The following is a 15,357-nucleotide window of genomic DNA, read 5'->3' as shown; positions in this document are numbered from 1 at the left end:
AATCCCCTTTCATGTATGATGTTCTTGTGAACGCATTCAAGTACCTTACCTTTGAACGGTACAAGAGAATGTTCAACATGTTACAGACATCGGCAAAGGGGAGATTAAGATGAAAGCAGCTATTTCATCCGCTTCATCAGCATCTAATTCAACAACGACTTCATCGATAAAAATGAACCGCTGGCTTATTGTACTGGGTACGATTATTGTACAAATGGGGCTTGGCACTATCTACACCTGGAGTTTATTTAATCAACCGCTGTCTGATCGTTTCGGATGGGACGTCAGCTCGGTCGCGATAACTTTTTCAATTACGAGTTTTGCTTTGGCATTTGCTACGTTGTTTGCAGGCCGATTGCAGGAGCGCTGGGGTCTTCGGCGCTTGATCCGTCTAGCCGGGGTGGTGCTCGGGCTAGGACTTATTCTAAGTTCTCAGGTTAGCTCGTTAACGCTACTGTATCTGCTGGCTGGTTTTGTGGTTGGATTTGCAGACGGTACGGCGTATATCACGTCTTTGTCCAACCTGATCAAGTGGTTCCCTGAACGTAAAGGACTGATCTCGGGTATCTCGGTGGGTGCCTTCGGTACGGGCAGTCTGTTGTTCAAATATGTGAACTCCGCCCTGATTGGTGCGGTTGGTCCGGCACAAGCCTTTATGTATTGGGGCATGATCGTGCTTGTATTGGTTGTCGCAGGATCATTCCTGATCCGTGAAGCGGTGGTTCGTGAACAGTCTCCGGCAAGTGCCAAAGAGGGCACAAAACTGGCAGAAGTTCGTCATGAGTATACCGTTAAAGAAATGCTTCGTACAAAAGAGGCTTATATGCTCTTCGGTATTTTCTTCACAGCTTGTATGAGCGGTCTGTATCTGATCGGCATTGTCAAAGACATTGGTGTACAGCTCGCAGGTCTTAATGTGACAACAGCTGCAAATGCGGTGGCGATGGTTGCTATTTTCAACACGGCAGGCCGTATTATTCTGGGTGCTTTGTCGGATAAGGTGGGACGGATGAAGGTCATTGCCGGAGCACTGCTGGTTACAGCTGTAGCAGTCATGACGCTGAGTCTGGTGCCGCTGAACTTCGGAATCTTCTTCGCTTGTGTGGCGGCCATTGCCTTCTGCTTCGGTGGTAACATCACGGTTTTTCCAGCCGTTGTGGCCGATTACTTCGGTTTGAAAAATCAAAGCAAAAACTATGGCGTCATCTACCAAGGGTTTGGATTTGGTGCTCTGGCCGGATCATTCATCAGCGCGCTGCTGGGAGGATTCCATCTCACCTTTATTGTTATCGCTATACTTTGCGCGGTATCACTCTTGATGGCACTGATCATCACACCTCCAGGCACAAGCCGGCGGGCACGAGCTTCCCATGAAAAACAGATGCAGCAGCTTAACCCGTCATCCCGGGCAAGCTAAGTTGTAGTTGTATCGTTGTACAGATCCATATATACGTATCACAACATCACAGAGACGTATCGATTTTGATATCGCATGGTGCTAAGAACAAATACAATACCAAGATCAGATTTATGGAAAGCGGTCTCAGATGAGGCCGTTTTTTACTTTTTGAAAAAGCTCCGTCGATGCCCCCAGTTCACGCTGTCAAGTGTAGTAGATACGTCACTATGCTGCTGTCTATCCCTAGATGTGCATTGTCTCCTTTGCTTCTGTTATACTCTAGGTGAATCGAAGACAAATCGCACTTTAATAACGCGGTATGACGATTCACAACTACGGCATGATTACTATGAAATGATCTATCCCAAGGAGGCATATTCATGAACTTTGTAAAATACACAGAACCGGACTTTGAACATTATTATGCACTCGTTTCCAATGAGGACGTCATGAAGCAGATTACCGAGCGGGCGATCCCGGAGCCGGAAGCGAGAACACAGTTCGATTCCATGCTAGATTATAACCTTCGTTCTATATGCGGGCACTATCGAGTGACCACGCAGGATGATGCGGGTGTGGCCTACGCCAAATTGATTCTGGATGAAGATAACCCAAGCCGGGCAGAGATGGGGTATATGATTCTACCGGAGCATTGGGGCAAAGGTCAGGGTACAGCTATCGCGTCCCGCTTGATTATTCAGGCTCAGGCTGCAGGCATTGAGGTTCTATATGCCGTTATTGATCCTTCCAATGCGGCATCCCGTCAGATTTTGCTGAGACAAAATTTTGAATCCACTTGGGTGGGAGACTACGATGGTTTGCCAGGAGAGATTTTGGAGTTGAATCTACGTGTGAAGCGCTAAAAGGGTTGGTTTACGGTATACAAGTTGAATTGCAGCACCAAAGCCTCATTGTTGAATTGCAGCACCAAAGCTTCATTATAGAAAAGCTAGATGCAATCCCAGCCGTGAAATTTTATTTTCAAGGTCACAGTGTAATGTCTATACCTGAAGGGTAATACACAAGATAAGTGTACAGGTATATAGATGTATAAGTATAAGTGTATAAGGCATCTTGCATGAGTACAGTCCCTATATTTCGTGGCGGGCACTTGTTTCTCGTGCAGGATGCTTTTATTAGATAGAAGGCTAAAAGCGGAGGAGATGACATATGAGTGATTCAACGATGGAACGACTGAATGCATTGCTGCCGGAATGGCTGGAGACCAGCCGTCTGCATACGGGACAAGGGAAAGTGGCTTCTTATATTCCGGAACTGGTCAAAGCATCTCAGGATGATCTGGGAATACATATCATGGACGCGGAAGGTAACCATGTGTCTGCCGGCGATTGCGGTGTTCCTTTTACGATGCAAAGTATCTCCAAAGTGTTCACCCTCATTCTAGCCCTAATGGATCATGGAGAAGAAGCAGTCTTCTTTAATGTAGGAAAAGAACCAACAGGTGATGATTACGATTCGATGATCAAGCTGGAACTGGTTGAACCAGGCATTCCGTTTAATCCTCTTATTAATGCGGGTGCGATAACGGTATCTTCTCTCGTTGGTGGTGACTGTAAGGAAGAAAAGTCCCGCCGCATTCTCGAATTTTTCCGCAAGTTAGCGAGCAACGAAAGACTGGGGTATAACGAGGAGGTTTTTCGCTCCGAATCGGAAAGTGGTCACCTGAACCGCTCCCTCGCCTATTTTCTCAAACATAATGGTGTCATCAAAGATGAGGTAGAAGATGTGCTTGCCGTGTATTTCCGCCATTGCTCCATTGAAGTGACCTGTGCCGACCTGGCTCGTATGGCGCTGGTTCTTGCTTATAATGGAACCGATCCGATTACTGGCGAAGAACTTATTCCCCGTCGTTATGTGCAGATCGCCAAAACGTTTATGACGACCTGCGGGATGTATAATGCTTCTGGTGAATTCGCCATCGAGGTTGGTTTGCCCGCCAAAAGCGGCGTTTCCGGTGGTATTCTGACGCTGGTTCCGGGACAATTTGGCATCGGTGTGGTCGGCCCGGCACTCAATCGCAAAGGCAACAGCCTTGCCGGGGTTCACTTGCTCGAGCGTCTGTCCAAGGAGTTTGACTGGAGTTTCTTCTAAGTTCAACTTATATAAATGCTGGTTGTTTTATTGTCTGATCGGGCAAAATAGCTTGAAAAGCGAACCTATTATTTACCCTTGCATGCAGTGGATGAATCAGATTCCAGGCATTTTGCTTCTTATGAACGAGGCAGGATGCACGGACATCGGTTTATCTACTGCTTTTTTATTACCACAAGATAATCGTAGGGATTCAGTCCTGTACAACTTGCAGCTGTTGCATCGATCAGAGCGTTTCCCCCATAAGAGTATGTGAAGAAATGCTCATTTTGCTACATCACTCACACTCTCATTCATCCATCCATTCACCTGCTGGTGTTACACCTGTAATGAGATTCATCTGAAGATCCCGGGTGCCGTTATCGGTTAGCAGTCTGAGTGTGCGGGCGGGGCGATCCAATCTGAGCACACGTCCGGTATAAGAAACATCATCATGCTCGTGGAACAGCATGATCGTAACGCGGTCGCCAAGTACCATGGAGTTACTCAGCAAACGGGACATTTCATCCGCCGCCTGGGCATCCAGGGATGGACGAGTGCGGGGGGCGAGTTGCTCCTGATGAAGAATATAAGCCTCCCGATGTTCGGGAAGCATCATGCGTGAAGATTCAAAAAGTCCGTTTTGCTGTAATTTTTTACTCATTTATAGTGACCTCCAATTTTATGAGAACGCTCCTGGGCCTGAGCGGATGAGCACAGGGATGAGGCACGCATGATGGCGGTATCTCCGAACTTGCGCTTGATATCATCCGTGGCTCGTTCCAGTTCTCTCTTGCGTTCGCGGTCGTCAAACCAGGACAACTGTACTTCGGAATCGGGCACAAGTCCGCTCAGTGACACATGGATGCGCCTTATGGGTAGTCCGTCCCAATGGCGCAGGAACAGAGCTGCCGCCGCATCATATACTTCATCTGTGATGTTGGTCGGCTCATTCACCTTCATCTGACGGGAGAAACCGGTTGGTCGGTCGTAATCTTGTCCGCGACATCCGACCGAAACGACGTGCCCCATGAGTGATTTGTCCCGGGAACGCCGACTAACGAGCTCTGCCAGCTCCAGTAGCACAACCCTGATCTCTTCCCAGGTCTCGTAATCCCGAGGTAGTGTCATCTGATGTCCGATGCCTTGCTGCTGGTGGGTATATGTTCCGGGTTTCACCGGAGAATCATCCATACCGCGGGCGATGCGCCATAACACCTCACCATTTACACCCCAGCGCTCCTTGAGCCGGGACAGCGGTGTGTTCGCCAGATCGCCAATCGTATGAACGCCCATCTTGTAAAGATGCTGGGCCATGCGTGAACCAACCATGAACATATCGCGTACAGGTTTTTCCCAGATTGTGGAGGGCATATCCTTACGTGGCAGCGTGTAGATTCCTCCTGGGACTTTTTTGGCATACAGATCACAGGCCATTTTGCTGACCACCTTGGTATCACTGATGCCGATTCGGATATAAACGCCTGTTTCATCCAAGACTCGGGACTGAATGCTGCGTGCAATCGTTTCGGGGTCGCCGAACAGATCCAGGCTTCCGGTGACATCGAGAAATTGCTCGTCGATGCTGTAGGGCTCCACCAAATCGGTATAGGACTGAAGGATACGTGTAATATGAAGAGATACACGAATATATTCGGCCATTCTTGGGCGAATAACGACCACATCAGGGCACTTGGCAAGCGCCTCGCCGAGCCGTTCCGCGGTTGTAATACCAAAGGACTTGGCGAGAGGACACGCTGCCAGAATAATACCGGAACGTCTGGCCGGGTCACCGGCTACAACGAGGGGACGATCCTTATACTCCGGATGTGCAGACTTCTCCACACTGGCATAGAACGACTGGCAGTCTGCCAGCATGATGACACGTCTGTCTTGGCGGGGCATGATGTTTTCTCTCCTTATCTGCAATTCTTGATGATACTCCTGTCGTCTAATCCTTGAAGAGAGTTGTTTATTTACAGTTTATTTACAGTATGGAACAAGTGTTCTTGTTTTATAAGCATAAAGGACAATTCAAAATGCGGCAACCGGAATTATTTTGCAAATTGGACACAATTAAACGATTGCCCGATGAGAGTCAATAATTAGGAAATAAGATACACCTTTTTACATTTAATGTGAGAGATCTGTGACCTACGGGTGATGACCGGTAGTTCATTTTGATTTTTGTAAAAGGGTACTTCTTGGACAGAGTCCTAGATAGGGGGACTGATGTCCTTTTTTCATTTTCAGCACTTTTCAGAAAACCTTGATGTGACGCGGATTTTCATTGATGCGTTATCGGACTATAGTATCAATTTTGTAATCTTTATGGTTAATACTGTAAAAAAGGCGAAACTTTAAAATGTTACTCGCGTTTAATGGGGTATATGTTTTTCGGGGGAAGAGTGCCTGCAATCCGCGTTGCACATAACAATATTAAGCGAAGTTGTGCAGGAACTGCAGTGCATTTATCTGTGCTTTACGGCAGACCATGAATGTAAAAAGACCGCAAACGGAACAGTTGCCTTGGTGTGCTGACTGATGGTGCAACTGGCCGGGTATGGGCAGAACGTTCCATATCATGTTTGCTTCCATCAGCCTAGTTACAATGCAGAGGCTTAGCGCTATAGTGAGAACTACACCGCTGACATCTCTACCAAGCGGACATCCGAAGCGGAATGATCGTATGTTACCTGTGCGGGTTCATTCTAAACGCATGAACCCGAATCATGGGGAAGCAGGATGCATACTAGAGAGGTGAGCAATCAGAAGTCATGAGCAGACAACGACGCAGACGCTGGTTACTGACAGCTTTGACAGGAGCGGTAGTGCTGACTGGCGGTTTACTTGCCGGATGGCATTACATGCAGCCAAAGCTTGTCACGTATACAGCAGAGAATGGCACGGAGATGAAATTCAAGACTGACGGAGATCGGTTCATGCAGTATGGGCCAGATGGAACGTGGAAGGAAATGTTCGTCAAAGGGGTGAACCTGGGAGCAACTTCACCGGGCCATTACCCGGGAGAGTTTCCGCTCACCGAGGAGGATTACCTGCGCTGGTTCGAGCAGATTCAGGATTTAGGCGCGAATGTGATTCGGGTCTATACCGTCCACCAGCCGATTTTTTACTCCGCACTGGTCGATTATAATCGTGGCCGGGAGCAACCGTTATATTTTATACAAGGCATATGGTCACCTGAGGAGGAATTGATCGAGAAGCGGGATGCCTATGCCGATCATATCGAACAGAGGTTCAAGCAAGAGATTGAAAAAGCGGTATCTGCCGTGTATGGGGATGCAGACATTCCTGCCAAGAATGGAGAATCCAGCGGCAAATATAGAACGAACGCAGGGAAATACTTGATGGCCTGGCATGTAGGTACCGAGTGGGACCCGGCGATGGTGGACAACACTAACAAGGTGCATGCAGATGTGCCGCAGTACAAAGGTGTTCATTTTTCCGGGAGCGCAGAAGCTTCTCCGTTCGAAAACTGGCTGGCAGAGTTACTGGACTATGCGGCCGTTCAGGAGAAAAAGTATGGATGGGAACATCCGATGACGTTCACCAACTGGGTCACAACCGATGTGCTGGATCATCCGGGAGAGCCGCTGTATGAAGAGGATCTCGTCAGTGTGGATGCACGGCATATTTTACCAGAAGCATGGGACGGAGGTTATTTTGCTGCCTACCACGTGTACCCGTATTATCCAGATCTGTTCCACGTTGATAAGACGTTGCAAACGATCAAGGATGAAAAGGGAGAGTACAACACGTACAAAAGCTATCTGAACAAGCTCAAAGCCGAGTTTTCCGATATGCCTGTAATGATTACAGAGTATGGTGTACCATCCTCCTTGGGTATTTCGCATCTGGGTATGGGTGGCCGAAATCAGGGCGGGCATAACGAAGTACAGCAGGGAGACATCGATGCTTCGCTGACGCAGGATATCTATGATGAAGGGTACGCAGGAGCGATTCTGTTTATGTGGCAAGATGAGTGGTTTAAAAAGACCTGGAACACGATGCCACTGGAAATTCCGGCAGATCGCCGGGCATACTGGCTAAACGTGCTAACCAACGAAAAGATGTTTGGTTTGCTCGCCATGGACCCAGGGAAACAGGAACAACTGACCATTGATGGCAAGCTGGATGACTGGGACAAGCTGAAGAAAGAAGAAGTCACCGTCTGGCAAGGGCAAGTGAGTGGTATCCGGGAGATGAAAATGACCCATGATGAAGCTTACTTGTATGTGGGTCTGACCTTGGATCAGCCATTTGACCCAGATAAGACTGTACTTCGCATTGGAACAGATACGCTTGCCGGAGGCAGTCAGCCAAGCAACATGTTGCCAGGCAAAACGCTAAGTGATGGTCTGGAAACGGTCATTACACTGGGCAAAGATAACGAATCCCAGGTACAGATTGCGAAGGACTATGATTTTAATCAGCGTTTGTATGGCAAGGACGGATATAACATGATTCCAGACGAGCAACTCAAGTCAACGGATCCGTTCCATCCGTGGGAACTGGCTGTCAGTCTGAAGATGACCCCGCCAGATACACGTTCGGCGCATCCATTCATGGCTGAGAAGGTGGGAACGTTAAAGAGAGGTACGACAGCTCCAGGACAGGCAGACAGCGATTCGTTAACAGCTTGGCAGTATAACGGCAATCAGGTGGAAATGCGAATTCCTTGGATGCTGCTTGGTTTCGGTGATCCGAGCTCCTTGCAGGCCATCGAATACGGACCATTGAAAAACGGTCGGGAGTTTTCTACAACTAGCGTTGAAGGTATCACGCTGGTTCCGTGGTTGACGGATCGTTCCACGAAACAGGTATCCTGGCCTGGGGGCGAGCAAACAACGCTGGATTTGAAAACTTTACCCGTCTACAGCTGGAAACCTTGGGAGCAGGTCGAATATAGCGAAAGACTTAAGTTAAGCTATGAGAAAATGCGGCAGACCTACGAAAAAATGCCTAGTTTTCAGATCGAATAAATCAGCATAGAACATCATAAGCGAGTATAAAGGAGGACTTTTTCACATGTTCCAGAGTTTGGCTTTGGCTTATTGGTTTTTGATTGCCTGCATCGCACTTGTGATTGTCGGCGTCATCGTTCTGTTTGCCATGAAAATGTCCCACAACGGCAAACGACGCAAAACCGCTTTGTATGAAATGAAGCAACGAGACTATTTCACGTATCTGCAGACCGCATTGACGGAGAACAGTCCACTCAAGCTGCCGCCAGGCAAGCTTGCCCCGCTAGAACGGCGGGTTATTCAGGACAAGCTGATTGAATGGATTGAACAGTTCAAGGGAGAGTATCGTGACAAGCTGATTGAATTGTGCAGGGAGGCCGGATTCGTTGAACACGATCTGAAAGAGCTGGGCCGTCTGCGTTACGGGCGTCAGATTGATGCAGCATATCGTCTGGGCGGCATGCGCTGTCCCGAAGCCGTTCCGGGTTTGATGGAGCTGCTTAAGGATGAGAAGCCAGGCCCGATGGCCTTCATGATTGGACGTTCGATTGCGAGATGTACTACCCGGCATGGCGAATTGAAAGATATGCTTGCCCTGCTTTTAACGAAAGGAAAATCGATTCATCATCTGGCTGCAGACATCTTATGGGAAGCGAATCTAGATACGAGTCGTGTGCTGATCGAACTGCTAGAAGATCGCAACCCCGATTTTGTCAAAGTAGGACTTGTGGCGATGTGGGGACAAGCGGTACCTGAAGTTATGCCTGCACTCGACAGACTCGTCGGAGCAGAGCATCAGGATGTGCGTGCCGAAGCAGTGAAGCTGTATCTCAGCGCAAGTCCGGCACTTAAGGATGACACAATTCTTAAGCTGATTCAGGACACCGATCCGGAAGTCCGCGCGGAAGTAGTACAGGCGCTCGGCTCGAAGCATGCATCAGGCAGCATTCCGTTGCTGCGCAAGGCACTTCGTGATGAAGACTGGAGAGTTCGCTACAATAGTGCGGAAAGCCTGAGCAAGCTGGGCGAACCGGGATTCGAAACTTTGTGTCAGGCAGCGGTGCAAGGAACGGGTGCAGAGCGCGAGATTGCCATGCAGCAGATTGAGAGTACGATGCAGCATTCAGGAACCGACCATAAGGCGGTAGAGCAGATGATTGCACATAACAAAAAAAGACTGCTGTACGAACGTTATTTTGGCCCGCTGCGCGGCGAAAACCGTACAACCAAGAAACGCGCAGGCATTGCAACAGTAGGAGGGGATTACACTGCTTAGAGATCTATTGCTCATCTACGGTATGGTCGCCATCTATTATGTGGTGTTTGTTAATACGCTCTATTTTTCCATACTGGCCTTATCGTTTCGTAACATCTGGACGATTTTTCGGAGGTCACATTACTCCAAGTACAACACACTATCCGGCTCGGAACTGGTGCCTTCGGTATCTTTGCTGGTGCCGGCGTACAATGAGGAACTGACGATTATTGAAAATGTAAACTGCCTGATGACACTGAACTATCCAACGTATGAGGTCATCGTGGTGAATGACGGCTCCAGCGATTCCACCTTGAAGGTGCTGTTAGAGGAATACCGTCTGAAGCTGGTACCGAATACGCAGATTCGCGGGAAGATTGCTTGCAAGACCATTCGAGGCATCTATCATAATCCGGATTTTCCGGACTTGTATGTAATTGATAAAGAGAATGGGGGAAAAGCTGATTCCCTCAACGCAGGGATCAACTTGTCCCATTATCCGCTGATCTCTTCCATCGATGCGGATTCACTTCTGGAGAAGGATGCCCTGATTCGGATGGCACGCATGTATATGGAGAATCCGGAAGAGACCGTTGCGATTGGTGGGGATGTCCGAATTGCCAACGGCTGCAAAATCGAAAACGGGGCGGTACAGGACGTATCCTTGCCACGTAAGATTTGGCCTATGTTCCAATCTATCGAATATTTGAAAGCTTTCCTCGGCGGACGAATTGGCTGGAGTCACATGAACGGTCTGATCATCGTCTCTGGCGCATTCGGTATGTTCCGTAAGGATGCTGTTATCGCCGTAGGTGGATACCGCGACGGTTATCCAGGTGAGGACATGAACATTATTATCAAGCTTCACCGCTATATGCTCGAAAATAAACTGAAATATCGCGTTGCCTTCTGTCCAGAAGCGGTGTGCTGGACGCAGGCACCGGATTCCTACCGTATTTTGTCCAGTCAGCGCAAACGCTGGGGGCGCGGGAATCTGAAAAATATGCTGGAGAATCGCGGTATGCTGTTCAACCCGAAATACAAGGTTATGGGTATGATTACCATGCCATATAACGTTATTTTTGAGGCTTTGAATCCGTACTTCCGAATTACCGGCTTGGTGGCTTTGGCTGGATACGTGCTTCTGGACATGACCCAGTGGCCGATCCTCGTTCTGTTCGGATTGTTGAATTTTGTGAGTGGATATCTGCTGAGTGTTGGGGCGTTGATTCTGGAGGAGATTGCATTCAAACGATATAACAAGCTCTCCGATCTGGTCAAAATGCTTGTCTACTCCGCTCTGAAATTTGTGGGATATCATCAACTCGGCGTGCTGTGGAGATTGCAGGGACACATTCAGTTTTTGCAAAACAACAATTCATGGGGCACGATGACACGCCAAAGCTGGTCTGAGGAATCCAAGGACGCGAGCAAAGCGGCTTAATTGTAACAACATTATAGATGTTCAACTCCATTTTTACGCGATGACAGAGAGGACAGAAATAATCTGAAGAAGCGAAGCTAAAAGCTTTCTGAAAGAAAGCTGCATCGGAAGCATAATCTTCACCTTTATCACCGGATTTTTCCCTTGAGAAAAGGGGATCAAAAAAATCCGGGGATAACAGTGATTGGAAGATTGTTCTGTCATCGGAGTATTTGTGTAAACGACTTGTTGAACTTGTATAGAACATGAAGAAGGGTGGAAAAGAACATGCCAAATACGGCGACATTGCAGCGTGAGGCTGCCGTTAATGTGTACCGCAATGTAGAACAGGGATTAAAGGAGACGGGTGCCGAAGCTTGTGGCTTAATGTTCATTCACTGTGCAGGTCAGGTTCAGCCGGAGCAGCAGGTCAGGATACATCTGGAGCAGGCAGGATATATGTCTTTCCAGATATGGCAGGATAGTCATACGCAGACGATTGCCGTGTTGTTACCAGGGCTTACGCTCGATGAGGTTCACTATGAAGGACTTCGTATCAAGCAGGAGCTGCAGGAGAGTGTTCCTGGTGCTGATCCACAGATCACACTGGCCAGTTTCCCGCCGGGGGAGCGCCCTTCGAAGGCAACGATTCAGCATATGGCCGAATCTTCGAAGCTTGTGGATTCATCGGAAATTCACATCTATACGCTGGAACATACGGCGGATGACCCTGAACGGATTCTGATCGTAGATAATGATCCGACGGTTCGTGAATTTTTGCAGCTGCGTTTGAAAATGCAGGGATACGAAACCTACGAAGCGGTGGATGGACTCGCTGCACTCGACCTGATTGAAAAAGTAACACCTGACCTGGTGCTGACCGAGCTGAATCTGTATGGCATCGATGGACTTCCATTCATTCACCACATCCAGAAGCTGGAGATGGAGCAACCACCCAAAATCGTGGTGTTGACCGAACAGCGGGTGGAGCAGACGATTAGCCAATGCTTCAGTAGCGGGGTAGACGATTATATGACCAAGCCGTTCTCTCCTGTAGAGCTGGACGCCCGGATCAGACGCTGCCTGCACTAGAAGATAAGTAGATTAGAGTCAAAACGCTTAATTACAACCACATCTATATGATCTGAACTATTTATTTACACATTAACGGAGAGGACAGAAAAAACCTGAAAAAGCGAAGCTAAAAGCTTTCTGAAAGAAAGCTGCATCGGAAGCATAAGCTTCGCCTTTATCACCGGATTTTCCCTTTAATAAAAGGGAATCAAAAAAATCTGGGGATAACCGCTACTCTCCAGGTTATTCTGTCATCGGAGTGTCCGTGTAAATCTCCTTAGTTCAGCTCATATAAGCAACATCAAATATATTGCGCGGAGGGAATATCATGGAGAATCAACAATTTCACACTTTACTGAACGCGATCGAAAATAAAGAAGCGGTACTGGGCGTTGTCGGCCTCGGTTACGTCGGCCTTCCCCTTGCGGTGGAGATGGTCAACCAAGGATTTACCGTTATCGGTATTGATCTGGATGCTTCCAAAGTCGACAGCATCTACAATGGAGATTCCTATATTCACGATATTTCGTCCGATGAATTGAAAAAAGTGATGCAAAGTGGCCGTTTCCAGCCAACCACGGACTACAGCATGCTGCGAGTCATTGACGCACTGAGTATCTGCGTACCGACACCGCTCAGTGAAAATCAGGACCCGGATACTTCTTACATCGAGACGGTTGTAGATCAGATTAAGCTGCATATGAAACCTGGCATGCTGATCACGCTGGAAAGCACGACGTATCCAGGTACAACGGAAGAGCTGATTCAGCAGGAACTGGATAAAGTCGGACATGAGGCGGGCAAAGACTATTTCCTGTGCTTCTCACCTGAGCGAGTGGACCCGTCTAACGGCCGTTTCACCACATTTAATACACCGAAAGTCATCGGTGGTACAACCGAAGCTTGTTTGAAACTAGGTACGGCGCTGTACAGCAAATATGTAGAGACTGTGGTTCCGGTATCTTCACCTAAAGTAGCGGAAATGTCCAAATTGCTGGAAAACACCTTCCGCAGTGTCAACATTGCCTTTGTCAATGAAATGGCGATGATGTGTGACCGGATGGGCATCGATATTTGGGAGGTTATTGACGCGGCTGCGACGAAACCGTTTGGCTTTATGCCATTCTATCCAGGTCCGGGCATTGGCGGACACTGCATCCCGCTCGACCCGATGTATCTGTCGTGGAAGGCCAAAGGATTCCGTTTTTACAGCAAATTTATTGAACTGGCGCAATCCACCAATGACAATATGCCGTATTATGTATTGAATAAAACATCAACCATTTTGAATGAATACGCGAAGTCTGTTCGTAAATCGAACATTCTGCTGCTTGGCATGTCGTACAAACCGAACATTGCCGATCTGCGTGAATCACCAGGACTGGAAGTATACGAGCTGTTTAAGGAAAGCGGCGCAAACGTTAACTACTACGACCCGCATGCCGAATCGTTCAAGGATAAACATGGAGAAACCGTACACAGCCAAGCCTTTAATCTGGAGCAGTTCAAAACGTATGATTGCATCGTGCTGATCACCAACCACAGCGACTTGCCTTATTATGATATTGCGGAACTGGGTGTGCCGATTCTGGATACACGTAATGCATTCCGCACGTACAATCACTCCCACATTTACAAGATCGGTCACTCGGTACAACATCCTGTGTTTGCACCGAGTGAAGCGGTTCTCGTCTGAGGCGACTGATGAGAATACAGGGCAAGTTGGCAGGTAAGGCGAAATGGGCTATTGTGGCTGTGGTGTTCTGCCTGCTGCTCCTGTCCTGGCTGTTCAAATGGTTTTCGCATGAGGAACACAAGGCAACCTGGCTGTGGGATACGTCGATCATTATGAAGCAGACACCTGAGATTATCGCGTTCGCCAAGGAACAGGGCGTGGATACTATTTTCCTGCAAGTTCAGGATGAGGTAACCGATGCGGCTTATCGCAAGTTCATTGCGGCTGCGAGCAATGCCGAGATCGAAGTGCACGCACTGAACGGTCATGCCGACTGGGCTTATCGCGAGAAGCGTGCAGAAGGACTTGCTTTTATTGAACGCGTGCGGGCATACAATTCTTCTTCTGCGAAGAATGAACGCTTTGAAGGCATTCAGCTCGATGTCGAGCCGTACCAGTTAAAACGCTGGGAGAATGAGGAGAGCAGTGTCATTGCCGAATGGCAGAACAATATGGAGGTCTGGACGGAAGCCGGAAAGGCGGCAGGACTGTATATGAGCGCAGCGATTCCATTCTGGCTGGATGCTCGTCAGTCGGCTGGAGGCAAGGAGACGTTTAGTCGCTGGGTCATCTCGCGTTTCGATGCGGTAGCCATTATGGCTTATCGGGACAGCGGGCAGCAGATGTATGATCTGTCCAAGGAAGAGCTGGCTGAAGCGGATGATCTGGGCAAGAAGGTCTGGATTGGAGCAGAACTCGCGGATACACACGAGGGAGATCATCTGACCTTTTTCCGCAAGCCGATCAGCAATATGGATGAAGAGATGCAGAAAGTGTTCAAGCTGGGCGCCTCGCATTCATCGTTTGCAGGCGTGGCCGTGCATCATTATGAGGCCTGGTATGCGAAGCAAAACGGTATCCCGCTGGCGCGCAAGACCGGGGAAACGAAGGAAGAATCACAGCATCAGAACCAATAACACAAGCTTTAACGTTTAGTGGATAATCCCTTCTGGGCAAAGCAGCAGGTATTCGTTCCTGCTGTGTGTAGCTCAGAAGGGGTTTTTATATTATATAGAGAATGTGAACGTGTAGAAATGGAGGTTTCTCTATGTCGAAAAGAGTGAAAATCAGTTTGATTGCTACTTTAGCGTTAGTTGTCGTGATATCAGGTTGGGTGTACTTCAGTTTATTCGGTAATCCGATTCAAATGAAAGATGCTGAAGAGAAAGTAAGGGCCTATTTAATTCAACAAAAGGGATATTCCCCTGAGGAAATGATAGATATAACGGGTAACTATTCCTTCACAAGCTCAGAGGCTCCATATGGTGCTTCCGTAACATTTGCTGATGAGCCTAATAATAAATATCATTACATCCTTTTCAAGGACGGGCACATTCAGCAGCACAGCTACATGAACGATGATCCCAAACATCAGGAGCCTATGGTTAGATAAAA

Annotated in this window: 12 protein-coding genes; 10 read left to right on the top strand and 2 right to left on the bottom strand. The window is 48.2% G+C overall.

All coding sequences use genetic code 11. The features are described from left to right. The first annotated feature begins 172 nt into the window (after window positions 1–172). The 3 genes from AC1VYS_RS18980 (at window position 173) to glsA (ending at window position 3,511) form a co-directional block, all read left to right on the top strand. On the top strand, window positions 173–1,417 hold the full coding sequence (locus tag AC1VYS_RS18980; RefSeq protein WP_482915059.1) for an L-lactate MFS transporter: 1,245 nt from the start codon (window positions 173–175) through the stop codon (window positions 1,415–1,417). Between the two features lie 362 nt (window positions 1,418–1,779). Beyond that, entirely contained in the window at window positions 1,780–2,262 is a 483-nt protein-coding gene (locus AC1VYS_RS18975; RefSeq protein ID WP_482911002.1) for a GNAT family N-acetyltransferase, read from the top strand. 307 nt (window positions 2,263–2,569) lie between these two features. Beyond that, window positions 2,570–3,511 (top strand): glutaminase A, encoded by a 942-nt coding sequence (glsA, locus tag AC1VYS_RS18970; RefSeq protein WP_482911001.1) that lies wholly within the window; start codon window positions 2,570–2,572, stop codon window positions 3,509–3,511. Window positions 3,512–3,800: 289 nt separating this feature from the next. On the opposite strand, the gene AC1VYS_RS18965 is transcribed toward glsA, so the two are convergent. Together AC1VYS_RS18965 and AC1VYS_RS18960 are read right to left on the bottom strand one after the other, a co-directional pair. Continuing rightward, window positions 3,801–4,154, bottom strand: coding sequence for a YolD-like family protein (locus AC1VYS_RS18965; RefSeq protein WP_482911000.1), 354 nt, complete (start codon window positions 4,152–4,154; stop codon window positions 3,801–3,803). Continuing rightward, the gene (locus AC1VYS_RS18960) at window positions 4,151–5,395 is read right to left on the bottom strand and encodes a DNA polymerase IV (RefSeq protein ID WP_482910999.1); all 1,245 of its coding nucleotides are present in this window, start codon (window positions 5,393–5,395) and stop codon (window positions 4,151–4,153) included. Before AC1VYS_RS18960 ends, AC1VYS_RS18965 begins: the two co-directional genes overlap by 4 nt. A gap of 872 nt (window positions 5,396–6,267) precedes the next feature. Here AC1VYS_RS18960 and AC1VYS_RS18955 point away from each other — a divergent pair. The 7 genes from AC1VYS_RS18955 (at window position 6,268) to AC1VYS_RS18925 (ending at window position 15,355) form a co-directional block, all read left to right on the top strand. Continuing rightward, the gene (locus AC1VYS_RS18955; RefSeq protein ID WP_482910998.1) at window positions 6,268–8,493 is read left to right on the top strand and encodes a hypothetical protein; all 2,226 of its coding nucleotides are present in this window, start codon (window positions 6,268–6,270) and stop codon (window positions 8,491–8,493) included. A 46-nt stretch (window positions 8,494–8,539) separates the two neighbouring features. Then, complete coding sequence (locus AC1VYS_RS18950) at window positions 8,540–9,751, top strand: HEAT repeat domain-containing protein (RefSeq protein ID WP_482910997.1); 1,212 nt, start codon at window positions 8,540–8,542, stop codon at window positions 9,749–9,751. Between the two features lie 22 nt (window positions 9,752–9,773). Continuing rightward, window positions 9,774–11,174, top strand: a complete 1,401-nt coding sequence (locus tag AC1VYS_RS18945; protein WP_482915058.1) for a glycosyltransferase family 2 protein — start codon at window positions 9,774–9,776, stop codon at window positions 11,172–11,174. A 267-nt stretch (window positions 11,175–11,441) separates the two neighbouring features. Then, window positions 11,442–12,245: a response regulator transcription factor gene (locus AC1VYS_RS18940; RefSeq protein ID WP_482910996.1), complete on the top strand. Its 804-nt coding sequence runs from the start codon at window positions 11,442–11,444 to the stop codon at window positions 12,243–12,245. Between the two features lie 310 nt (window positions 12,246–12,555). Continuing rightward, window positions 12,556–13,923 carry a nucleotide sugar dehydrogenase gene (locus AC1VYS_RS18935; RefSeq protein ID WP_482910995.1) on the top strand — a complete coding sequence of 456 codons (1,368 nt, stop codon included), beginning with the start codon at window positions 12,556–12,558 and terminating at the stop codon, window positions 13,921–13,923. An 8-nt stretch (window positions 13,924–13,931) separates the two neighbouring features. Further along, on the top strand, window positions 13,932–14,879 hold the full coding sequence (locus tag AC1VYS_RS18930; RefSeq protein ID WP_482910994.1) for a hypothetical protein: 948 nt from the start codon (window positions 13,932–13,934) through the stop codon (window positions 14,877–14,879). A 131-nt stretch (window positions 14,880–15,010) separates the two neighbouring features. Next, window positions 15,011–15,355 (top strand): DUF3139 domain-containing protein, encoded by a 345-nt coding sequence (locus AC1VYS_RS18925; protein WP_482910993.1) that lies wholly within the window; start codon window positions 15,011–15,013, stop codon window positions 15,353–15,355. The last annotated feature ends 2 nt before the right edge of the window (window positions 15,356–15,357 follow it).

This window comes from Paenibacillus sp. G34, from assembly GCF_056856875.1.
The sequence above is the reverse complement of the archived record's forward strand: the minus strand, read 5'-3'. Positions and strand labels throughout refer to the sequence as shown.